The 21,252-nt window shown below is 70.3% G+C and carries 18 protein-coding genes; 1 reads left to right on the top strand and 17 read right to left on the bottom strand.

Going from position 1 to position 21,252, the window contains the following annotated elements; genetic code table 11:
• Window positions 1-22 precede the first annotated feature (22 nt).
• The 7 genes from OG714_RS47300 to OG714_RS47270 form a co-directional block, all read right to left on the bottom strand.
• Window positions 23-1,780: an amylo-alpha-1,6-glucosidase gene (locus tag OG714_RS47300; RefSeq protein ID WP_406130578.1), complete on the bottom strand. Its 1,758-nt coding sequence runs from the start codon at window positions 1,778-1,780 to the stop codon at window positions 23-25.
• Window positions 1,781-1,865: 85 nt separating this feature from the next.
• Window positions 1,866-2,705: a carbohydrate ABC transporter permease gene (locus OG714_RS47295; RefSeq protein ID WP_406130576.1), complete on the bottom strand. Its 840-nt coding sequence runs from the start codon at window positions 2,703-2,705 to the stop codon at window positions 1,866-1,868.
• Window positions 2,702-3,673 (bottom strand): carbohydrate ABC transporter permease, encoded by a 972-nt coding sequence (locus OG714_RS47290; RefSeq protein WP_406130574.1) that lies wholly within the window; start codon window positions 3,671-3,673, stop codon window positions 2,702-2,704. Before OG714_RS47290 ends, OG714_RS47295 begins: the two co-directional genes overlap by 4 nt.
• A 20-nt stretch (window positions 3,674-3,693) precedes the next feature.
• Window positions 3,694-4,941 carry an extracellular solute-binding protein gene (locus OG714_RS47285; RefSeq protein WP_406130573.1) on the bottom strand — a complete coding sequence of 416 codons (1,248 nt, stop codon included), beginning with the start codon at window positions 4,939-4,941 and terminating at the stop codon, window positions 3,694-3,696.
• Between the two features lie 160 nt (window positions 4,942-5,101).
• Window positions 5,102-6,130 (bottom strand): LacI family DNA-binding transcriptional regulator, encoded by a 1,029-nt coding sequence (locus OG714_RS47280; RefSeq protein ID WP_406130571.1) that lies wholly within the window; start codon window positions 6,128-6,130, stop codon window positions 5,102-5,104.
• 341 nt (window positions 6,131-6,471) lie between these two features.
• Window positions 6,472-7,314 carry a dienelactone hydrolase family protein gene (locus tag OG714_RS47275; protein ID WP_406132184.1) on the bottom strand — a complete coding sequence of 281 codons (843 nt, stop codon included), beginning with the start codon at window positions 7,312-7,314 and terminating at the stop codon, window positions 6,472-6,474.
• 47 nt (window positions 7,315-7,361) lie between these two features.
• The gene (locus OG714_RS47270; protein ID WP_406130569.1) at window positions 7,362-8,024 is read right to left on the bottom strand and encodes a Tat pathway signal sequence domain protein; all 663 of its coding nucleotides are present in this window, start codon (window positions 8,022-8,024) and stop codon (window positions 7,362-7,364) included.
• A gap of 302 nt (window positions 8,025-8,326) precedes the next feature.
• Between OG714_RS47270 and OG714_RS47265 the strand changes: the two genes are divergently transcribed.
• The gene (locus OG714_RS47265; RefSeq protein WP_406130567.1) at window positions 8,327-9,028 is read left to right on the top strand and encodes a TetR/AcrR family transcriptional regulator; all 702 of its coding nucleotides are present in this window, start codon (window positions 8,327-8,329) and stop codon (window positions 9,026-9,028) included.
• 31 nt (window positions 9,029-9,059) lie between these two features.
• Here OG714_RS47265 and OG714_RS47260 read toward each other — a convergent pair whose 3' ends face one another.
• From OG714_RS47260 to OG714_RS47215, 10 genes are all read right to left on the bottom strand, one after another.
• Window positions 9,060-9,836 carry an endo alpha-1,4 polygalactosaminidase gene (locus OG714_RS47260; protein WP_406130565.1) on the bottom strand — a complete coding sequence of 259 codons (777 nt, stop codon included), beginning with the start codon at window positions 9,834-9,836 and terminating at the stop codon, window positions 9,060-9,062.
• Window positions 9,833-10,495 carry a spherulation-specific family 4 protein gene (locus OG714_RS47255; RefSeq protein WP_406130563.1) on the bottom strand — a complete coding sequence of 221 codons (663 nt, stop codon included), beginning with the start codon at window positions 10,493-10,495 and terminating at the stop codon, window positions 9,833-9,835. The genes OG714_RS47260 and OG714_RS47255 overlap by 4 nt, the downstream gene beginning before the upstream one ends.
• Complete coding sequence (locus OG714_RS47250) at window positions 10,492-11,391, bottom strand: NAD-dependent epimerase/dehydratase family protein (RefSeq protein WP_406130561.1); 900 nt, start codon at window positions 11,389-11,391, stop codon at window positions 10,492-10,494. The genes OG714_RS47255 and OG714_RS47250 overlap by 4 nt, the downstream gene beginning before the upstream one ends.
• A 7-nt stretch (window positions 11,392-11,398) precedes the next feature.
• On the bottom strand, window positions 11,399-12,112 hold the full coding sequence (locus tag OG714_RS47245) for a sugar phosphate nucleotidyltransferase (protein ID WP_317888327.1): 714 nt from the start codon (window positions 12,110-12,112) through the stop codon (window positions 11,399-11,401).
• Between the two features lie 53 nt (window positions 12,113-12,165).
• On the bottom strand, window positions 12,166-13,167 hold the full coding sequence (locus OG714_RS47240) for a GDP-mannose 4,6-dehydratase (protein WP_406130560.1): 1,002 nt from the start codon (window positions 13,165-13,167) through the stop codon (window positions 12,166-12,168).
• A gap of 63 nt (window positions 13,168-13,230) precedes the next feature.
• Window positions 13,231-14,649, bottom strand: coding sequence for a hypothetical protein (locus OG714_RS47235; protein WP_406130558.1), 1,419 nt, complete (start codon window positions 14,647-14,649; stop codon window positions 13,231-13,233).
• Entirely contained in the window at window positions 14,646-16,148 is a 1,503-nt protein-coding gene (pelF, locus tag OG714_RS47230; protein WP_406130557.1) for a GT4 family glycosyltransferase PelF, read from the bottom strand. The genes OG714_RS47235 and pelF overlap by 4 nt, the downstream gene beginning before the upstream one ends.
• 89 nt (window positions 16,149-16,237) lie before the next feature.
• A complete protein-coding gene (locus OG714_RS47225) occupies window positions 16,238-18,367 on the bottom strand; it encodes a hypothetical protein (protein ID WP_406130555.1) in 2,130 nt (709 codons plus the stop codon).
• A 508-nt stretch (window positions 18,368-18,875) separates the two neighbouring features.
• Window positions 18,876-20,114, bottom strand: a complete 1,239-nt coding sequence (locus OG714_RS47220; RefSeq protein WP_406130553.1) for a PucR family transcriptional regulator — start codon at window positions 20,112-20,114, stop codon at window positions 18,876-18,878.
• A 131-nt stretch (window positions 20,115-20,245) separates the two neighbouring features.
• Window positions 20,246-21,247 carry an alpha/beta hydrolase gene (locus tag OG714_RS47215; protein WP_406130552.1) on the bottom strand — a complete coding sequence of 334 codons (1,002 nt, stop codon included), beginning with the start codon at window positions 21,245-21,247 and terminating at the stop codon, window positions 20,246-20,248.
• Window positions 21,248-21,252 lie beyond the last annotated feature (5 nt).

The following is a 21,252-nucleotide window of genomic DNA, read 5'->3' as shown; positions in this document are numbered from 1 at the left end:
CGCGGACCGCCCAGGTGGTCTGTCAACCGCCGACGGCCTCGGCGGTCTCGGTGCGCCGGAACTCGTGGGCCTCGGCGAGGAGGAGGTAGCTGCTGGCGGTCCAGGTGTAGGCGCGGTCGCGCAGTCCCGCGCCGGTGAGGGCGTCGAAGTTCTCGGCGAAACCCGAGGTCTCACAGAGGGCGCGGAAACGGGCGCTGATCTCGTCCGCGAGGCGCTCGTGGCCTGCGCGGCGCAGGCCGTCCTCGATCAGGACGGTGGACGGGGCCCAGATGGGGCCGCGCCAGTAGCCGTCGTCCAAGTAGTGCGGTGAGGTGGGCAGTTCGGTGGCCAGGCCGTATGCGGTGAGGTGGGCCTCGATGCGCTCGGCCAGCGCGTCGCCGATGCTCTCGGGCAGGTGCTCGCCGAGCACGACGGGCATCAGGTCGAGCAGGCTGGAGCTGCTCCAGGTGGCCCCGCTGTCCGCCGAGCGGGCGACGAACCGGTCGCCTGTCCACAGTTCGTCGAGCAGCGCCGCCTGCGTCGCGTCGGCCGTCCGCGTCCACTTGCGTGTGTCGTCCGGCAATCCCAACTCGCCTGCCAGTTCGGCAAGTTCGCGTAGTTGGAGGACGAGAAACGCGGCGAGGTCGGCACTGACGATCACGCGCTCGGGGTCGAAGGTGGTGGCGTTGTCCCAGCCGCTGTCGTTGCCGTGCTGGTAGTGCGGGAGAGCGGCTCCGGGTGCGCGCCGCATCGTGAGCCAGAACTCCGTCCATCGGGCCAGCCGGTCGTAGACCTCGGTCAACTCGGCCTTGCCGAGGGGCTCTTGCAGTCGTCTGCGCAGGTGGCGCAGGGCCCAGCCGTGGATGGGGGGCTTGACGAAGTTGTGGAGGATCTCCGAGTGGGTCACCGAGTCGGGCAGCGCGCCGGACTCGTCCTGGTGGTCGAAGGGCAGCGAGAACTGGTCCAGGGCAAGTTCGGGCGAACCCGACGCCAGGGCAAGGGAGTTGAAGCAGTGGTCCCAGCTCCACACCTTGTCCATCCAGTGCTTCGACATCAGCACCGCGGGCCGGGTGACGAAGCCCAGCGGGCGGACGGTCGCGGACCACAGCACGTAGGCGGCGAGTTCCGCGGCGGGCGTCTCGGACGTACGCCAGGGCGCGACCGAATCGGCGAAGGCCTCGAACGCGTTCCGCGCGGTGTCCACGACCTGGTCGAAGGATGCCGAGAACGTGTAGGGGCGGCGCGCGGTCTCGTACTCCTCGACCGCGACCTCCCAGGCCGCACCACCCCCGGCGCCGATCGTGACACCTCGCGCCGCGCTGCCCAGGCTCTGTGCGCCGGAGGCCTCGGTCACGGTTCCCGAGAGCACGGTGACGCGGTAGCGCCGGCCGGTCTCGTACGAGGTGAACACGTAGGCGCCGGTGCCGGGTTCGCGGTAGAAGTAGGTACCGCTGAACGGGGTCAGAACGGCCGCCGCCGCGCCGACGCGCAGGCCGAGCCCCGCACCGCGCAGCCGTACGGTGTCCGGCGACTCGTAGGCGAGGTCGATGCGGCCTTCGGTGCCGGTCCAGCTGAGCAAACTGGGTGTCGCGTGCGGGTTGGTGGCGGTGCGGTCGCCGGTGGCCGGGTCGAGCGGGACGAGGCGCAGCACGGCATGCATGCCGTTCTGGTGCGAGACGAGGTGCAGGTCTTCGGCGTACGTCTTCTCCGCCACCACGGGTGAGATGCCGAACCATGACCCGCGCGTGCTGAACGGGATGTCGTGGACGGAGAAGGCCGGGCTGGACGGGGCGGCGGTCATGCAGCGTGACTCGTTTCTGGAGCAGGGGTGATCGGCACGTGGGCAGGGGTGATCGGCGCACGGGCGAGCGGGAATCAGGGGGACGTCAGTCCTTGACGGCGCCTGCGGTCACGCCGGCGGCGACGTAGCGCTGGGCGAGGACCAGGATCACCGTGGCGGGCAGTGAGGCCACGACGGCGGTGGCCATGATGGCGTTCCACTGCTGGTTGTTGTTGCCGATGTAGTGGTAGATGCCGAGGGTGATCGGCTCGTGGGCGCCGCCGTTGGCAAGAGTGCTGGCGAAGACGAAGTCGGACCAGGACCACAGGAACGCGAAGAGCGACACCGTGACGATGGAGTTGCGGCTCATCGGCAGCACGATCGACCAGAAGGTGCGCACCGGCCCGGCGCCGTCCGTCTTCGCGGCCTGGAGGAGTTCGCCGGGGATGCCGGACATGAACGCGGTGAAGATCAGCACGGCGAACGGCACGGCCAGCGTGGAGTCCGCGACGATCAGGCCGGGCACCGACTGGAGCAGGCCGAGGCTGAGGTAGATGGCGTAGAAGCCCATCGCCATGATGATGCCGGGGATCATCTGGGCGACCAGGAAGAGGAAGCTGAGGACGCCGCCGCCGCGCGGGCGCAGTTTGGCGAGTGCGTAGCCCGCGGGCGCTGCCAGTGCCACGGTGAGGACCACGGTGCCCAGGCCGATGACGAGGCTGGTGCCGAGGTAGGGCAACTGCTGGTCCAGGACGGCTCGGTAGCCCTCCAGGGTGCCGTGCACGGGGATCAGGTCCGGCGGGCTCTTGCGCATGTCCTGGTCGCGGGTGAAGGACACGTTGAGCATCCAGTAGACCGGGAAGAGCATCACCGCGGTGAGCAGGACGCCGATGGCCGTCTGCCACCACGTGCGGTTGGTGCGTCGGTTCGTGACAGTGCCGTTCATGACAGTGCCTGCTTCCGCTGGACCCTGACGTAGACCAGTCCGAACACCAGGGCGGCGACCACGAGCAGGTTTCCTACGGCCGCTCCGGGGCCGAAGGCCGGCAGCAGGTTGCCGAAGCCGAGCTGGTAGGACCAGGTGGCGAAGGTGGTGGAGGAATCGGCCGGGCCGCCCTTGGTCATGATCCAGATGATGTCGAAGACCTTGAGCGTGTAGACGAGGCCGAGGAGGAGGGTGATCGCGGACACCGGGCGCAGCAGCGGGAAGGTGATGCGCCAGAAGCGTTGCCAGGAGTTCGCCCCGTCCAGAGCCGCGGCCTCGTAGAGGCTCGCGGGGATGGACTGGAGGCCGCTGTGCAGGACCACCAGGTTGAACGGGACGCCGATCCAGATGTTCGCGATGATCACCGAGGCGAGCGACCAGCCCGGTGTGGTCAGCCAGTTGACCGGTCCGATGCCGACGGCGTGCAGGGCGGCGTTGACGACACCGGAGTCGCTGTTGAGCATCCACGACCAGGTGGACGCGGAGACGATCAGCGGCAGCAGCCAGGGGACGAGGAAGAGCGCCCGCAGGGTCGCGGAGAGCCGGAAGCGCTGGTTGAAGAAGACCGCGAGGGCCAGGCCGATGGCGTACTGGAAGAACAGGCACACGAAGGTGAAGACCACGGTGTGCAGCAGGGCCGGGGCGAAGGTCGGATCGTCAAGGACGGTGCGGTAGTTGGCCAGACCCGTGAAGGGTGCGTCGCCCTGGACGAAGGACCGGACCGTGTAGTTGCGCAGGCTCAGGTCGATGTTGCGGTAGAGGGGATAGGCGTAGAAGAGGACGAGGTAGAGGGTCACCGGGGTGAGGAATCCCCAGGCGGCCCACTGCTGGGAGGTGGGGCGGCGCCGGGCCCGGGGCGGTGCGGTGGGGGCCGCACCACTGGCCCGGCGCACGGGCCGCCGGTGCGGCACTTTCGTCATATGGCTCATCAACAGGCTCTGGTTCCCGGCTACTTGACGGCGGACTGCGCTGCGGCCAGCGCGTCCTTCGGCGACTGCGCACCGCTGAGGGCGGACTGGACCGCCTTCCACAACTGCTCGGAGATCTTGGGGTACTTGGTGCCAAGGTCGTCGCTGGTGCGTCCCTTGGCGGCCTTGACCGCGGCGACCCAGGGCTTCAACTCGGCGTTCGCGGCGACCTGTTTGTCCTGGACCTCGGTGGTGGGTGCCACGTAGGACAGCGTGGTGTCGGTGTTGAGGAGGTTGTCGGTGCTGGTCAGGCAGGTCACGATCTTCTGGGATGTGGCGTAGCGGTCGGTCTTGCCCTGGACCGGAATGGTGACGAACTCGCCGCCGGTCGGGGCGGACGCGTTGCCGCCGTCGGCGGCGGGGACGGGGACCACCCCGTAGTCGAAGCCGGCCTTCTTGGCGTTGGCGAGCTGCCAGGTGCCGTTCTCGCTGAACGCGTAGTCGCCGGTCGCGAACTCCTGCCAGCTGGTCGTCTGGGTGTTGTTGAGGACCGAGTTGGGGGCGTAGCCGTCCTTCAGCCAGTCCTTCCACAGCGTCAGCGCGGAGACGGCCTTGTCCGAGTCGAGCGCGGTCAGTTGGGCGCCCGATCCCCAGTACCAGGGCAGGAACTGGAAGGTGCCCTCCTCCGTGCCGATCGCGGAGAACGTGATGCCCTTCTTTCCGGCCTTCTTGACCTTCGCGAGCGCGGCGGTCAGCGACGTCCAGTCCTTGACGGTGGCGATGTCCACCCCGGCCTGCTTCAGGACCTTCTTGTTGTAGTAGAGGGCGAGGGTGTTGGCGCCGATCGGGGTGCCGTACGTCTTGCCGCCCGACTGTCCGGCGGCGAGGAGGTTGGCGTCCGTCTTCGAGGTGTCCAGCTTGTTGTCCGCGGTCGTGGTGAGGACGCCGGCCTCGGCGAGGGTCGACACCACCGGGTTGTCGACGATGAGGACGTCGGCGGAGTTGTCCTGCTGGGCGGCGAGCAGCGCCTTGTTCGCCAGGTCGCTGGTGTCGAACGCGGTCCGCTTGATCTTCACCCCGGCCTTGGTGCCGCAGGCGTCGAGCAGCTTGGCCCACGCGGAGTTCTTGTCGAACTGCGGGTACGGGTCCCAGATGGTGTAAGTGCCGTTGTCCGCGGCCTTGGTGCCGGTGCTGCCCGAACCGGAGGAACAGGCGGTGGCGGTGCCGGCGACGGCGAGGACGGTCACGGTCGCGGCGGTGAGGCGGAGCCGTCTGAGGGAGCTGTGCATGGCGCGTTCCTTCGATTTCGGGCACGGGTGTGCCGAGGGAGGGTGACGAACGGGGGGAAGCGGGCATGCCGGACAGCCACGGCGGCGATGAGGGGACGGCGGTGCCCGTGATCCGTGGTGAGGAGGTGGTGCGGGGTGGGCCTGGGTCAGCGGGGCTGGGTCAGCGGGCCTCGGTGGGCGACGGCGTGCCGGGCCCTGTGCTCGCGCGCAGTGAGATGGGCGGGGCAAGCAGGTGGTGGCGGGGCGGTGCGTCGGGGTGGTCGAGCCGCTCGACGAGGAGGTCGACGGCGTGTCGGCCCATCTCCTCCGCCGGTACGTCCGCCGCGGTGAGCTGCGGGGTCACCGTCTCCGCCCACCGGCCCGCCACGACGCCGGTGACGGAGAAGTCGCGCGGTACGTGACGGCCGGCCTGGGACAGCCCGCGGTACAGGCCGCCGAGCGCGGCCTCGTTGAGGGTGACCAGGGCAGTGGTGGCCGGGTCGTCGTGCAGGATCTGTTCCAGGCAGGCCTGGCCGGAGGCGGCGTCGTCCCCGCAGCAGTACGTCCGGACGGTGAGCCCGCGTTCGGCCGCGGCCTTGGTGAAGCCGTCGAGCCCGTGGTGGGCTGACTCGTATCCGGCCCGCAGCAGTTGTTCGGGACGGTTGACGAAGGCGACCCGGCGGTGGCCGAGGTCCGCGAGGTGATGGACGCACGCCGCCGCCAGCGCGGTGTGGTCCAGGCCGACCCACCAGGTGCCCTCGGGATGGGCGGTCCGGCCGATGGCCACGGACGGGAAGTCGAGGGCGGCCAGGTGATCGACCCGGTCGTCCTCCAGCCTGATCTCCATCAGGATCGCGCCGTCGACCCGCCGCTCCCCCAGCATCCGCTGGAAGGAACGGTCGCTGTCGACACCGCTGGGAGACAGCAGTACGTCGTAGTCCTGGGCGGCGGCCGCCTCCACCACGCTGCCGATGAAGTCGAGTTGCATACCGGTGTAGTGGTTGCCTGCCGGCGGGAAGACCAGGCCGATCGTGTTGGTCCGGCCGTTGGCCAGGGCACGGGCGCTGGCGTTGGGCCGGTAGCCCAGCTCGTCGATGACGCGCTGGATCTTCCGGCGGGTGTCCTCCGACACCGGGCGCTTACCGCTCAGCGCGACGGACACAGTGCTCCGCGAGACACCGGCCCGCCGGGCGATCTCACCGATGTTCACGGGCACTCCTTGGCTGGGTCGAACCGGTTCGATGACTCCGAGACTCGGAACCAGTCGTCGAACCGGTTCGCGTGAAGTGAAGGTAGGAACAACCCCAGCCGCTGTCAACACCTCGCGCGACACTTCTCGTAACATCCCCGGAATCTCAGGGGAACTGTGGAGGGAGCTGCAAAGGAAGGTGCCGCAACCGCCTCCGCCGGAGGTATTGCCGGTGGATTTCCGCGCTGCTAGGTTCCGTCGAACCGGTTCGACCGGACCGGGGTCGCGCGTGGCCCGCATACAGAACGCGGCAGGCACGGGCGGCCGTCAGGGCCCGTGCCTGCCGCGCTTCCTGGAGGGGGCTACATCGGGCAGGTGTTCTGGAAGGCGACGGTGTCGGGGTCGTTCGGGGTCGGGCACAGGAACTGGTCGTAGCGGGTGTCGTTGTCCACGAAGCGCTTGAGCCAGCTGATGCTGTATTTCGCGACCGTGGTGTTGGCGCTGGCGAAGGTGAAGTGGTCGGCGTTCCTGAGTTCGATGAACGCCTTGTCGCGGTCGTTCGTCAGGGCGTTGTAGGCGGGCAGGGTGAAGGTGGAGACGGGGGCGACGGTGTCACCGTCTGCGCCGTAGATCATGGTGGGCACCGTGATCTGGTCACCGACGTTGACGATGTCCCAGGGCGCCAGCGCGATGGCCGCCTTGAGCGACGGGGTGCTCGCCGCGCTCTCCAGCGTGCCGCCGCCGCCCATCGACCAGCCCATCACGGCCGTCCGGGTGGGGTCGATCTCGTTCTTCACCGCGCTCTTGGTCGTCAAGTAGCTGAGCGCGGCGAGTTGTTGGTTGCTGCGGTCGGTCGGGAAGTCCCACAGCGCGTTGCTGTCGAGGGTCATCACCACGAAGCCCTGGGAGGCCAGCCGGGGTCCGTACCAGGCGATCTCCGCCTGCGGGGCGACGAAGCCCGGCATGATGACGACGGCGCCGAAGGTGCCCTGGCTGGTGTCGGTGGGGAAATAGATGGTGCCGTTGTTGAAGCCCTGGCCGCTGCCGGACGGCACGTTGACCTGGGCGACGGTGAACGGACCGGTCTCGGCGGTGACGCTCGCCTCGGTCGGGGCCGGGCCGCGCTGGTAGGGGTTGCCGGCGGCGGCCTGGGCGGGGGCGATGAGGGCGAGGGCGATCGAGGTGACGATCGCGAGGATCGCCATGAGCGCTCGGGGGCGGAGCAGTTTCACGGGATTCCTCTCGGACGCTGTCAGTTGGTGTAGACGGCGGGGGCACCGCTGACACTGCTGTCGGTCACGGGGGCGTAGGTGGCCGAGAAGTAGCCGTTGCCCGCGCACAGCACCGAGCCGGAGAACTTGGTGAACGCCTGGTTGGTGAAGGTCAGGCTGGTGGTGCTGTTGGAGCTCATCGCGGCGAGGCTGGGCGCCCGGTAGACGCAGGTGACGGAGCCCAGCAGGGTGGAGAGCACCACCGTGGTCTGGATCGTGCCGCCCGAGGCGGGGGTCACCGTGACGGTGCCGTCGGAGGCGGCGGCGGTGCTGTAGGGCAGGCCGTTGACGGTGATGCTCTGCACCCCGGTGACGCCGAAGACGTTGCTGGTGCAGCCGCTGAAGGTCTGGGAGGTCGCGGACTCGGTGGCGGTGCCCGGGGCGGCGGGGTTCGCGGTCACCGTGGCGGAGAGCGTCGAACCGGTGCAGGTGATGCCGGAGCTGCCACCGCTGCTGGTGGCGAGGGCGGCCTTGGTACCGCTCGCCAGCGAGGCGGTGAGTACGTCGCCGACGGAGACCGCGCTACCGGCGGCGCTGCCGTGGGTGAGCACCGCGCTGTCCGCCGAGGCGGCGGTGGCGGGGAGGAGGGTCAGGGCCGTCAGGGCGGCCGTGACGGCGAGGGCGGGGACGGTGTATCTGCGCATGCGGGGTCCTCTGACAAGGGAGTTGGTGACGAGGACGGGTCGCTGCCCCCGGCTCGGGGGTGAACGCTGCGATCCGCGCAGGGCGGCTCCCGGGACAGCGGGAACTGCCGGACCGGTGCACGTCTCCGACCCTGGGTCAGGGACGCGAGGACACTTGTTGGCGGCCTTGCGGGTGCGTGACACTGACGGCGCCGACGGCGTCCCGCCGCAGGTCCGCGCAAGAAGAAAACCTGTGAGAGTTGTAAACCTGACGGGTATTCAAGTCAATACAGTGCGCGCAAGTTCCCGAGGAAGGACGCGGAATGGCAACTGGCCCGTCGGTGCCGCCTGCGCTCGTGCTGCCCGGTACCCGCATGGCCCGCGACCCGGAGCGCTCACTGCGCCGAGGGCCCCGCCGCACCTCCCCCGAGCTGGTCGCCGCCAACCAGCGCGACCGGCTCCTCGACGGCTTCGTCCGCACGGTCGCCCAGGTCGGCTACGCCCACACCCGCGTCAGCGACATCTGCCAGGCGGCGGGCGTGACCAGGCCCGTCTTCTACGACCTCTTCAAGGGCAAGGAGGACGCCTTCCTCGCCGCGCACCGGTACGGCACGACCATGGTCATCGGTGCCATGGAGGAGGCCCACGCCAAGGCACCGGACTGGCCGAGCGCGGTCCGCGCCGGGCTCGGCGCACTGCTCGGCATACTCGCCGACGCGCCCGCGTTCGCGGTGATGGCGATCGTGGAGATCGACGCGGTCGGACCGGCCGGGTGGGAGGCGCGCGAGGCACTGCTGGCCCGCTTCCGGGACTTCTTCACCGACCTGCCGAAGACGGAAATGCCCATCCCCACAGAGGAGTTGATCGACACGGTGGTCGGCGGGGTGTACTCCGCGATCTACCGCCGGATCGCCGCGGACCGGACCGCGGAGTTGCCGGGCCTGCTGCCCGGTCTGACCTACTCCGTGCTGGCCCCGTTCCTCGGCCCGGAACGCGCCGCCGCCTGCCTGACCCCGGACGCCTGATCCGAGGAACCTGTTCGCGTTCGCACCCGCTTCAGCACGGCTTGCGCCACACCCCCAGCTCCAGTCTCTTCTGCATCGACGACAGCTTCAGCTTCCGGGACTCGGCGCAGAAGCGGCTCGTCGGTTCCGCGTACTCCACGTGGAAGACCGCCTTGCCGGACGCGATGAAGGGCGACAGGCGCGCGCACTCGTCGTACTGGGCGCACTCCTCGTTGACCGCGAAGTCGAAGTCGGGCAGGAGTTGGGGGATCTGCGGGAGGTCGTTCTTCAGGCCCACGGACAGCCCGCGTTCGTGCGCGATCGAGGCGATCATGCGGTTGTAACGGAGCTGGTCGCGCGGGGTGAGCGGGAAGCCGGTGTCGTTGCCGTAGCCCTCCACCAGGTCCGGCTCCACCGCGTCGAAGCCCTTGTCGCGGCACATGTCGAAGCGCCGCTCCATGATCGGCCGCAGTACGGTCAACTCGCGGATGTCCAGCCAGCGTTCGCCCGCCCAGCCGTTCTGCTCGCCGAGCAGCGGGCGGGGGAAGTCGGCCTTGTCGGGGCGGAAGTTCTCCCACGCGCCGACGTTGATGTAGCAGATGACCTTGCGGCCGTCGCGGTGCAGCCGGGCCACGTCCGCCACCGTGTTCTCGAACCCGTCGATGTCGTAGACGGGCACGTCCACCGACGGGTCCACCCTGGTGTCGAGTTGCCACTGCCAGGCCAGCCCGGGGTGGGGCTGCCAGCGGCTCTCCTCCGGCTCGGTGCCGGAACAGCCCGCCAGTGCCAGGGTCAGCGCCGGCAGGATCACTCGTGCCGTGTTCCTCATTGTTCCGTTCCGGTCAGTGCGGGCGTCAACTCGGCCCAGGGGTTGGGTAGTTCGCCGGTCACGGGGCCGCTGACCCCGGCGCCCCGCTCACGCGCGGTGCGCACCGCGAGCGGCACCAGCACCTCGGGGACGCCGTAGACGAGATGGCACAGCCGCTCGGGCGGCAGGCGCATGGACCATGACGGGCGGGTGAACACCGAGACGTACGTCGACCAGTGGCCCTCGAAGGTGACGGTCAGGTCGGCCAGGCGGGCGTAGCCGCGCGCCGGATACATCCCGGGGTTGAGGACCACCGTCCCCGCGCCCAGTTTGCGCAGCGTCCGCACCAGTCGCCTGCAGCGGGGCAGCGCGTGCCGCGTCGCCGTCACCCGGTCGAGGAAGCAGCCGTCGACCTCGTACCACTCCTGGTGCCGGCGCAGGTCCACGGCGACCTCGGCCTGTGCGCGCAGCCCGTAGTCGGTGTCGACGTAGCCGAGCAGCCGCGCGCCTGCCCCCCTGAGCGCCGCGGCCGCCGCGGTGAACGCGGGGTCGGGCCGCTCGCCGGGCCCGTTCGCGGGGTTGAGGATCACGCCGTACGTGCGCCCGGCCGCCTGGATCAACTGGTGCCAGGCGCCCGGGTCTTCGGCGGGGTGCACATACAGCGGGACGAGCAGGCTCACGGTGAGCCGTCGGCTTCCCACAGGGCGGCGAGCGCCTCGTCGAGGGTGTGGAGAGGGCGCCAGCCCAGCGCCTCCTCCGCGGCGCCGATCGCCGAGCACTGCCACGACACCTCGCCCGAGCGGGCCGAGCCTCCGCTCCCCGCGTTCTCTTCGATACGGCCCCGGAAACCGGCCAACTCCGCCAGGCCGTGCACGAGTTCGCGCACCGGGACGGCCCGGCCGGAGCCGATGTTCAGTAGCGGTAACAGCGGTTTGGGCGCGGTGACCGCGAACTCGACCGCCCACGCCACATCGCGTACGTCCACGAAGTCGCGGTGGGTGGAGAGGTCACCGAGCCGCAGTACCGCGTCGGGGCCGCGGTCGGCCTGCCGGAGCAGCGCGGTCATCCGGCCCGGCAGCCCGGCGGGCGGTGCTCCGGGGCCGACGGGGTTGCCGACCCGCAGCACCACCGAGTCGAGGCCGGACGAGGTGACCACGGCCGTGCCCGCCAGTTTGGTCGCCCCGTACGGGCCGACCGGGCGGGTCGCGGCGGACTCCGTCACCGGGTTGTCCGGCTCGCCCGGCCCGTACTCGGCGGCCGAGCCGAGGTGCACCAGCCGGGCCGCCGGGGCCGCGTCCCGCAGCGCGGCGCACAGTACCGCCGGACCGCGGGTGTTGAGCTCGGCGAGGGTCACCGCGTCGCCGCCGGTCGCGCCCGCGCAGTTGACCACCGCGTCGGGCGCGACCGAGGCCAGGGTCTTGGCCAGCTCCTCCGGACGGACGGAGGCGAGGTCGACCTGGTGGTCCGCGTCGGGTGAGCGGCCGGCCCGGAGGACCCGCGCACCGCGCAGGGTGCGCAGGCGTTCGGCGACATGGGTTCCGAGATAGCCGGTGGAACCCAGGACGAGGATGCGCATGGGGTGCTCAGGCCCCCTTGAGGAGATGGGACTTGCGGGAGGTGAACTCGGCGTTGGCCCGGTCGTAGTCGTCGGGGCGTCCGATGTCGAGCCAGTAGCCCCCGAAGTCGTAGGCGTGCGGCTGGTTCTGATCCCGTATCAGATCCAGGACCAGCTCGTCGAAGCCCAGCGGCAGCCCGGGCGTGTAGCCGTCCAGGGTGTCGCGGGAGACGCCGTAGACGCCCATGGAGACGCGGTAGTCGATGCTCGGCTTCTCGGTGAAGGCGACCACCTTCGACAGGTCGGTGGTCAGCACCCCGAAGTCGATGTGCACCTTGCGGGCGTACGTGGCGATGGTCAGCGGCGCCCCCGATTCCTCGTGCGTGTGCAGCATGTCCGCGTAGTCGAGGTCCGTCAGGACGTCGCCGTTCATCACCAGGAAGGTCTCGGGCAGCTTCTCGCGCAGGGTGAGCAGCGGGCCCAGGGTGCCCAACGGGCTCTCCTCGGTGGCGTAGTCGATCTCCATGCCCCACTGGGTGCCGTCGCCGACGTAGGCGCGGATGATCTCGCCGAGGTGGCCGATGGCGATGGTGACGTGAGTGAAGCCGGCCGTGGCCAACTGACGCAGCACGATCTCCAGGATGGCGTGCTGGTCGCCGATGGGGACGAGCGGCTTGGGCAGCGCCGTGGTGTAGGGCCGCAGCCGGACACCCTTGCCTCCCGCCAGGATCACCGCATGCATGGGACTCCTCCTTCGTGAGATTGGTGGGGTTCGTGAGGGCGGTGCCCGACGGTTCAGATGTTGTAGATGCCGGTCTTGTACCGGGCGAGGTTGGCCGGGTCGCGGAAGAACTCCACGGTGTGCGCGAGCCCTTCCTCCAGGGTGTGCGCGGGCTGCCAGCCGGTCGCGGCGGTGAGCCGGCTCGCGTCCGCGACCAGCCGCATCACCTCGGAACTGGCGGGCCGGATGCGCGCGGTGTCCTCGCGCATGTCGAGCGCGGTGTCCATCACCTTGCCGATCAGCGCGACCAGGTCGCCGACCGGGATCTCCCCGCCGGTACCGGCGTTGAAGGTGCGGCCCACCACCTGCTCTGCGGGCGCGGTACCGACGGCCTGGAACGCCTGCGCGGTGTCCTTGACGTAGGTGAAGTCCCGGGTGGGGCGCAGGTCGCCGAGGGTGATCGTCCGTTCCCCGGCGGCCACTTGGCCGATGACGGTCGGGATGACGGCCCGCATCGACTGGCGCGGCCCGAAGGTGTTGAAGGGGCGCAGTGTCACCACGGGCGTCGCGAAGCTCGCGTGGTAGCTGTCGGCCAGCCGGTCGCCGCCCGCCTTCGAAGCGGCGTACGGGGACTGGGTGTTGATGGGGTGGTCCTCGGTGATCGGCACCGTCTGGGCGGTGCCGTACGTCTCACTGGTGGAGGTGTGCACCAGCCGTGGCGTGCCCAACGCGCGTACCGCCTCCAGCACGTTGAGGGTGCCGGTGACGTTGGTGTCCACGTAACTGTGCGGCGCCTGGTAGGAGTACGGGATCGCGATCAGCGCGGCCAAGTGGTAGGCGGTGTCGGCCCCTTCGAACAGGCCGCGGACCGAGCCCGGGTCGCGGACGTCGCCGAGGACGATATCCACCTGGTCGAGGACGTCCGGGTGCAGGGTCTCCAGCCAGCCGTAGGAGGAGAAGGAGTTGTACTGGGCCATGGCTCGTACCCGGTGCCCGGAGGCGACCAGTGCCTCGGTGAGATGGGAGCCGATGAACCCCTCGGCTCCGGTGACGGCGGCGAGTGGTGCGGAGGTCAACTCTGTTGTCCTTCCGAGGAGTTGAGATGGGGGGTGAAGGGTGGACGCGGGTGGGCGGGCCGTCTACGCGTGGGGCGCGGGACGGCCGAGCAGCCACAGCACGGACACCGACAGACACAGCGCGGCGGCGCCGCCGCACAGGGTGAGCGCCGCGACCGGGCCCGGCGGCAGGTGGAGGAATGTCACCGCCCCGGCGCCTCCCGCCGCGGTGACACAGACGACCGCCGAGGGCCAGGCCGCCCCGAACGCCTGGAGGAGCAGGGCGGCCCAGAGAGTCGCCGCGAGCGCGAGCAGCGCGACCGGTGCCACGCCGATGAGCAGGGCCGCCGGCCACAGCGGGAGCAGGTAGGCGAACAGACAGAGCGAGAGGTTGTCGGCCGTGCGGAGCAGGAACCCCGCCGGTGTCGCACTGGCACGCAGCGCGGCCACCGACAGACCCCGGTAGCGGTACAGCAGCCACTCCGCGGGCCCCATGCTGACGGTCAGCACGATCACCGCGTACGGCTCCTGGCGTGCCTCCAGCAGTACCAGCACCCCGGCCGCCAGCCCGAACAGGCCGTACGGCAGGGAGGACAGCAGGCGCGGCCGGGCCGCACCGGGCACGGCGGGCGCCGCGAGGGGTTCCCTGAGCGCCCAGACGGCCGCGAAGAACGTGGCCACCACGGCCAGCATCGGCAGCTCGGCCCTCGCGAGGTCGCCCGGCTCCCACCAGGGCAGGACGGCGGCCCCGGCGATCAGCGGGGAGAGCGCGGCCAGCAGCAGCCGCTCGCGGGCCAGTACCAGCAGCACCCCGGCCGCCGCCAGATACAGCGACTGCGCTGCCGTCGCGAGGAGCAGCGCCCCGCTGTGGGCGAGCGGTGCGGCCGCCGCGGTGGCGACCAGTGCTCCGAGGGGCGCACCGGCCGAGAGGGTACGGGCTCCCTCCCGCCGTCCGGTCGCCATCCGCAGGTGGGCGCGGTGCCCGAGCGCCTGGCCCCAGGCCCAGGAGATCAGCCCGGCCACGATCAGCGCGGAGGCGTGCTCCTTCGGGTTCCACAGCGGCGCGGTGAGCAGGTACGCGAGGCCCGGCAGGGCGAACAGCACTCCCCGCAGCAGACAGCGCACGGTGTCCGGACGCCACGGGTCGGCCGCCGGGGCCGGTTCCGGGAAGGTCCGCGGTACCTGCTCGTACAGTGCGGCGGCGAGCGAGAACAGGCTGGGATGGCCGTACCGTTCCCTGACCATCGGCGCCGTCAGGCCCTCCGCCTCCAGGAGAGCGGCCACCTCGTACGGGTGGACGGCGGGTCCGATCCGGTCGGCGAGTTCGGCGGCGAGCCAGCTGACCGCCTCCTGGTCGGGGCCGTGCCAGGGCAGTCGGATGGTGAGCGTGGAGTCGTCGACGGCCCAGCGCGGCCGGCGGCGTGGCGGATGGATGTCCGAGAGCCGCAGCATCAGCGTGTCCTGCTGGGAACCGCTCGGTTCCAGGGACATCGGCCCGCTCATCCGGCGACCGCGGCGAAGTGCTCCGCCGGGACCGATATGCGCTCGGACTCCCTTTGCAGTGTGGGCAGTTCGCGATAGATGGCCCGAAAGGTGTCGATGGTGTGCCGCAGCGTGAACCGGTCGATCACCCGTAGCCGCGCCGCCTCGCCCATCGCCCGGCGCCGCTCCGGGTCGCCCAGCAGTTCCAGCGCCGCCGCGGCCATCGACGCGGGGTCACGCGGCGGCACCACGAATCCGGTGTCGCCGACGGCCTCCCGCACTCCGCCCACGTCGGTGGAGACGGTCGCCCGCCCGCAGGACATGGCCTCGATCAGGGTGAACGGGAAGCCCTCGCTGATGCTGGACAGCATCACCACGTTGCCGGCCGCGTAGGCGTCCCGGATGTCGTCGACGCGGCCCTCGAAGGTGACGGCGTCGGCGTGCCCGAGCGTGGCGGCCAGCGCCTCGCAGCGCTCCCGGTACGCCTCGCCGCCGCGCGGTGTGCCACCGAACAACCGCAGCCGGGCGTACGGGAGTTGGGCTCGCACCAGCGCGAAGGCACGGATGAGGGTCTCCAGGTCCTTGATCGGGTCGACCCGGCCGGCCCAGCTGAGGGTGAACCCCTGCGGCTCGGGGCCGGCGGGGGGAAAGGCCGTGGGGTCGACGCCGTTGTAGACCGTGCGGATCGACTCCGGTGCCGCGCCGCCCTGTTCCTCCCACACCCGGTTGTACCGGTTGCCGGGAGTGATCAGGGCGGCCCGCCGGTAGCTCTCCTGCGCCAGCAGCCGGAAGAAACCGAGCAGGACCGCCTTCACTGGCCAGCGGTACGGCGCGATGCGGTAACCGAGGTAGCGCTCGCGCAGATAGACGCCGTGCTCGGTCAGCAGCAGGGGCACGCCGTGCTGATCGAGTGCCGCGAGGCCCGGCAGGGTGGCGATGCCTCCGCTGACCGCGTGCGTGATACCGGTGCGTGGGAGCGGTACGGCCAGCGGGCGCAGGGCGTGTTCCAGCAGGGAGGTCGCGGTGAGCGCGTCGTGCAGGCTCGGGGCGGCCTCGCGGACGGCCAGGCCCGGCCGGTTCCACACCGAGGTGAGGATCGCGATCGCCTTGTCTCCGCGCAGGAAGGAACTGAGTGTCCGGCCCGCCGCCGCCCGCGCCAGCGCATAGAGGGCGCGCGGGAAGCGGGCCTCGGCGCGCGGGTCGAGCAGCGCGGTGAGGAACTCCTCGTAGGCGTCGCCCAGTTGGGCGCGGGCACTCCACCGGGGCTCACGGCCCGCGGGCGGGTCGCCCCACATGGGGACGGACAGGACCTGCGAGACATGCGTGGGCAGCTCCCAGACGAGCGGTTCGCGTCCGGTGCCGGTGACGGCGATGACGTCGAAGTCGATCTCGGGCATGCCCTGGACGAGTTGGTCGCACCAGACGCTCACACCGCCATGGCTGTGCGGGTAGGTGCCTTCGGTGAGCAGGGTGACGCGTACCCCGCTGCTGGGGCGTCGCGCGTCGTAGGGAACGTACATCGATGGGCTCCACGGCCGAGGTGTGGGGGTGTTTCCCGACCGGTGCGCCCCCAGGTGGAGGCGGCGCACCGGTCGGTCCTGTGCGCCGTTCAGTTGGCCGCGGTGTCCGCAGCCTGCTCGGTCACGGCCGCGGGGACGCGGGCGGCCGGGGCGGGCTTCGTCGCCGCGAGACTTCCGGAGGAGGAGGCGGCGGCCGTGGCCGTGGCGGAGGCCGGGAGAGTGAGCGTGACCGGGAGGCCGTTGGAGATGTTCCAGCCGGAAAGCCTGCCCGCGTACGGCGTTCCGAAGGCGACGCCGCCCATGGTGGTCCCGATCGGCACGGAGCCGGTGACCGCCAGCCCGAACGGCGCCTGGACGGTGACCTGGTTGCCGATGCGGTAGGCGGTCACCTGGCCGGCCTGGAGGGCTTTCTGCCAGGCGGCCCTGCGCTGGAGTTCGATGCCGATGTCCTCCATCCGCAGGTTCACCACGGGGGTGTTGTCCGCGAACAGGGCGCGGTAGCCGTTGAGGACTCCGTCGAGGACCGGGTAGGCGAGGCGGTCCTCGGTGAGGTTCGACTGGTGGATGAAGTGAGGCTTGGGGTCGCCCGAGAGCACGTGCCCGAGCGCGGCGCGGGTCTCCAGCGGCACGATGCGGTCGGCGTAGCCGGTGGCCGTGTTCAGCGGGGCCGGCAGGCAGGTGGTGGTGGCGGGGTTGTCCTCGCAGATGCCGCTGCCGCCCTGGGCGCGCTTGGTGTAGATCCAGTTGTACTCGTCGACCTGCTCGGCGGCGCGGCCCGCGTTGTAGAAGACGTTGACCGGGTAGCGCGGGACGGTGATGGCGGGGCCGAGCTGACGCTGGGCGGGCTCACGGGAGTTGTCCGAGCCGAGCGAGGTGATGCCGTTCAGGCTGAGGGCGAGGGCCAGGTTGGGGTTGTCGACGGGCTGCTGCGGCAGCACCTTCATGCCGGAGTGCTCGCCGGTGACCAACTCCTTGGTGTTCAGCGGCAGTCCGTTGGTCTGGCCCCAGGCGCGGTTGTTGGCGATCTCGGTGGAGATGTCGGCCGTACTGACCCACTTGGTGGTGCCGTTGGCGTTGGTGTCGCACTTCCACGGCACCACGGTGATGTTCTGCACACAGCCCAGGAAGGCGTGGGTGTAGGTGTGGTTGATCCAGCGGAACTGGGTCTTCCTGGCGAGGAGGGCGTCGGCCAGCGGGTCCGCGCCGTTGTTGTCGGCGCGCTGGTCGACGGTGCCGACCGCGTTGTAGGCCAGGTCCAGGGTGAAGCCCTGCCTGGTCTCCCAGTCGGTGGCGTAGGTGACGTCCGCGGGGGCCATGCGGATCGGGTCGGGGGTGGCGTTCGGGTCGGTGCAGTCGACGTCGCCGGGCGTGCAGTTGAGGGTGCTGTTCCAGCGGTCGTCGGACGCGAACACGTCGTCCACGTGCACGGCGAAGTAGTTGCGGGTGGCGCCGAGATGGACCCCTCCGGTCATCCACTCCACGATGCCGCGGGCCAGCAGCCGGAACTGCTGCTGGTACTGGTTGTAGACGAAGGTGACGACCAGTTCGCGCCGTCCGTCGTGCCGGTACTCCCCCACCAGCGAGCCACGCGTCGACTTCCCTGGGATCGGGGCGTCCACGTACGGCGTGAAGTCGGCGCCCGCCGCGGGGGTCGACAGGTAGGCGTAACTCTCGTTCACCGCCGGGTCGTTGTTCTCGAAGGGGACCGGGCCGTCGAGGTAGCTGAAGGGGCTCGCCTTGCCCGCGGTGGTCACCGCGGCCTGTACGCCGTCGACGGTGCCGGAGTAGCCGCCCTGGGCGGCGTCCTGCAGCCCGGCCGCCGGGCGCGCGTAGGTGTACGCGTCGACCTGGGGGATCGCGTACGTCTGCTCGTAGGCGGCGAGCGCCGCCATCTCGGCCGAACCGGCCGCGAACGGGTTGTCGTTGGGCAGGACGACGGCCTGGAACTTGGCGCGCGGTACGCCGAGCACGGTGTCCGCGAGGAAGGCCGCGTTGATGGCCGGCCGGCCGGCCGCGCCGAGGTCTATCTCGGTGTAGGGCGTGCCGGCGGTGTCGAGTTCCGCCGTGATGGCGTCGATCGCCGGCCCTCCGTCACTCACCACGAGGACCCGCAGGTCCACTCGGGGCGTGGGGGCGGCGTTCGCCGTACCGGCGGGGAGGCCGAGCGCGGCGATGAGCGCACCCGCCGTCAGTACGGCAGTGCGTGTGGTCCGCTTCATGCGGTGAAGTTCCCTCTCCGGGCATGGGGGGTGAGTACGGCTCTCGGGGAGCGGACGTACTCCCTCGCGGAACGCCGACATCCCGCTCGGGGGCCAGTCGCAACCGCTTTCTGGTGCGTCAATGTAGTGGAGAGCTTGTGCGGCCCTTGTGTCCATTCTGTGAACCATGGCGAAAAATCGCCGGTGCTCGACGGATTGGCCAGAAAACAATTCGGATGTTTTCGCGTCAGGGGCGCCGCTTGGGCGGGGCGGGCGCGAGTGGTTCGAATGCTGGTCAGCGCGCTGTTACATGGGTCGGTAAGCCCGCCAGCCACGCGCACCGAATACCAAAGGTCCATACCGCAAAAGAGTGTCCAGAACCGGCTTCATATTGGCCTCGTGCTTTCACTGCATGGCCCCTGAACAGCAGAAACGGCCCGTCGGATGAACCGAAGGGCCGTCACGAGGGAACGCAGGAGTGAGGAGCGAGTTGCCAAATAACTAGACCGGCAAGCAACATGTGCGTTAGTCAGTGGCGTGACAAAGTCGAGCCCGGTTTTTGTTCTCCTGTAAGTAACGGGCGAGCTGATTCCGATGCGAAGGCGGAGTTCGCCCGCAGGGCCAGTTCCAGTTCGAAACGGGTCTCTGAATCCTGAAGACTCTCGCCGAACAGTTTCTCCAACTGCCGCATGCGGTAACGCACCGTCTGCGGATGGATATGCAGACGCAGAGCGGTGCTGTTGACACTGCTCTCGCATTGCAACCACGCCAGCAGCGTCTCCGCCAGCCGGTCACGCTGTGGCGCCGGGATTCCGGCCAGTGGTGCGAGGGCCCGGTGCGACAGCGCCCGGACCAGCGGCTCGTCCGCGTGGAGGATCAGCGTCGTGAGGTGGTCGGCGCACCGGAGCACGCCCTCGCCGGGCAGGACACCGCGCCGCATGAGCGAGAGGGCTCGGGCGGCCAGGCGTAACGAGTCCGCGGTCTGCGATAACGGGACCGTCGGCCCGACCGCCGCCGGCCTGCCCCGCAGCGCCGACGCGAGCGCGTGGGCGCGCGAGGATCCGGGCAGGTCCGGGTCCGGGATGACCAGACGTGCCGGGCGGGCGGTCATGTCGGCCAACACCGCGGTGGGCAACAGGAGTTCGTCACCCTGCTGCTGCTCGGTGCCGCCCACCACGATGACGGCGACCCGCTGTGGCAGGGGCCAGGCCGCGGCGCGGGCGAGTTCGGCGACCGTCTCCGGGGAGGCCGGCGGATCGGCGAACAGCAGGTCCAGCAGCCGCATACGGCGCCGTTGCAACTCGCCCGTGCTGCGCAGCTGCGCCTCGGTGTGGCCTTCGGTGGCCGCCTGCATGATCTCGTGCATGTGCGTGAAGCCCGCGTCCGCCAGCGCGGCCACCTCGCTGGAGTCCAGCTCCAGTTCTTCGGCGGCCTTCATCATGCGCCGCCAGGCGGCCCGCCCGCCGAGCCGGAGCGCGGCCTGGAGCACTTCGAGGCCGCGCCCTTCACCGACTTCGCCCCGCCCGATCGCCTGGTAGGTGTGGACGACGTGTCCCCCCTCCCGGCCGGTGTCGGCGATGCGGTCCACGAACAGGGTCAGGGCCTGCCTGACGCCGGCTCTTATCGTCCGCACGTAGGCGTCGTCGGCCGGTCTCGCGTACTCGGGTACCTGAAGCTGTACCTCGCGCGCCACCTCCGCGGCTATGTCGTCGAGATGGGGGCGTAAAAAGTCTGCCAGTCGGTGAGGGACGACGGCGAACGGGTCCATACGGCTTGCTCCTAACCGCTCGGTCAAGGCGGTCCGGACGCTGACGATATCTCCCTCAGGACCCCGTCGGACTGTCCGTGGACTATAAGGCGGAGCTTTGATTTTGTCCGTGCGCGACAAATCCGTACGGGTCAGGTCGACAGACCGAGCGCACCGGCGAGAACCGGCCACGAGTTGGCGAACTCCCGCTTCCAGTCGCTCCATTGGTGCCCGCCGCCCTGATACAGGTGCTGGGTGGCCGGGACGCCCAGTTGTCCGAGTGCGGTGACGAAGGCCTGTGTGGAGGGTGCGACCAGGCTCTCCAGAACTCCGGGCAGCACATTCGCGGTGCCACTGACGATGATCTGCAGCAGCGCGAGGATGCTGCCGACTCCGCCGTCGAGGCTGCCGCTGCCGACGGAGACGTAGAGCGCGGTACCCCTCAAGGCGGCGGCGCGGGCCCGGGGGTTGAAGTCCTGCCAGGTGGCGGCGTTCGTCGTCGGATCGCCCCACAGCGTCAGGGGATCGAGGTTCTCCCGTCTTACGATCCCCTGGATGATCGTCGGCATGTTCGTCACGGTGGTGTCGGGGATTCCGCTGTACGACGCCGCCGCCACGAACGTTCCCGGGTGCCGGGCGGCGTGCGCCATGGCTCCGTATCCGCCGGTCGAGACGCCTGCGACGGCCTGGACGGTGGAGGCCCGGTATCCGGCGCGCAGGACCGCCGGGACCTCCTGGAGCTGGAAGGTCTCGTAGTCGAGGCCGGTCTGCCAGCGGGTGGGGATGCCGGTGGGCCCGCCGTCCGGCATGGCGACGATCAGGTCCCGGTTCGCGGTGAACGCCTCGATGTCGGTCTCGCGGGTCCACGAGTTGTAGTCGTCGTGCGCGCCGTGCAGGAGGTGGAGCACCGGCCAAGTGCGGCCGGGGAACGCGGCGTAGGAGGTCGGCAGGATGATCCGTACGGGTGCGGTGCGGCCCAGTGCGGCCGAGGGGATGCCCAAGTCGTAGGTGCGGGGCCCCAGTTGGGTGACGGTGACGTCGGCGGCCGAGGCTCTCCCGGCGCCGGCGAGCAGGCCCGCGACACCGAGGACGGCGGCCTTGGCGACGGTGCGACGGGACGGACCGCGGCGGGGAACGGACGGGTGGTCGGACATGGCGG

The sequence above is a fragment of the Streptomyces sp. NBC_00989 genome (genome assembly GCF_045162655.1).
Taxonomy (GTDB): Bacteria; Actinomycetota; Actinomycetes; order Streptomycetales; family Streptomycetaceae; genus Streptomyces.
This window is presented reverse-complemented; position numbering and strand designations above follow the sequence as displayed.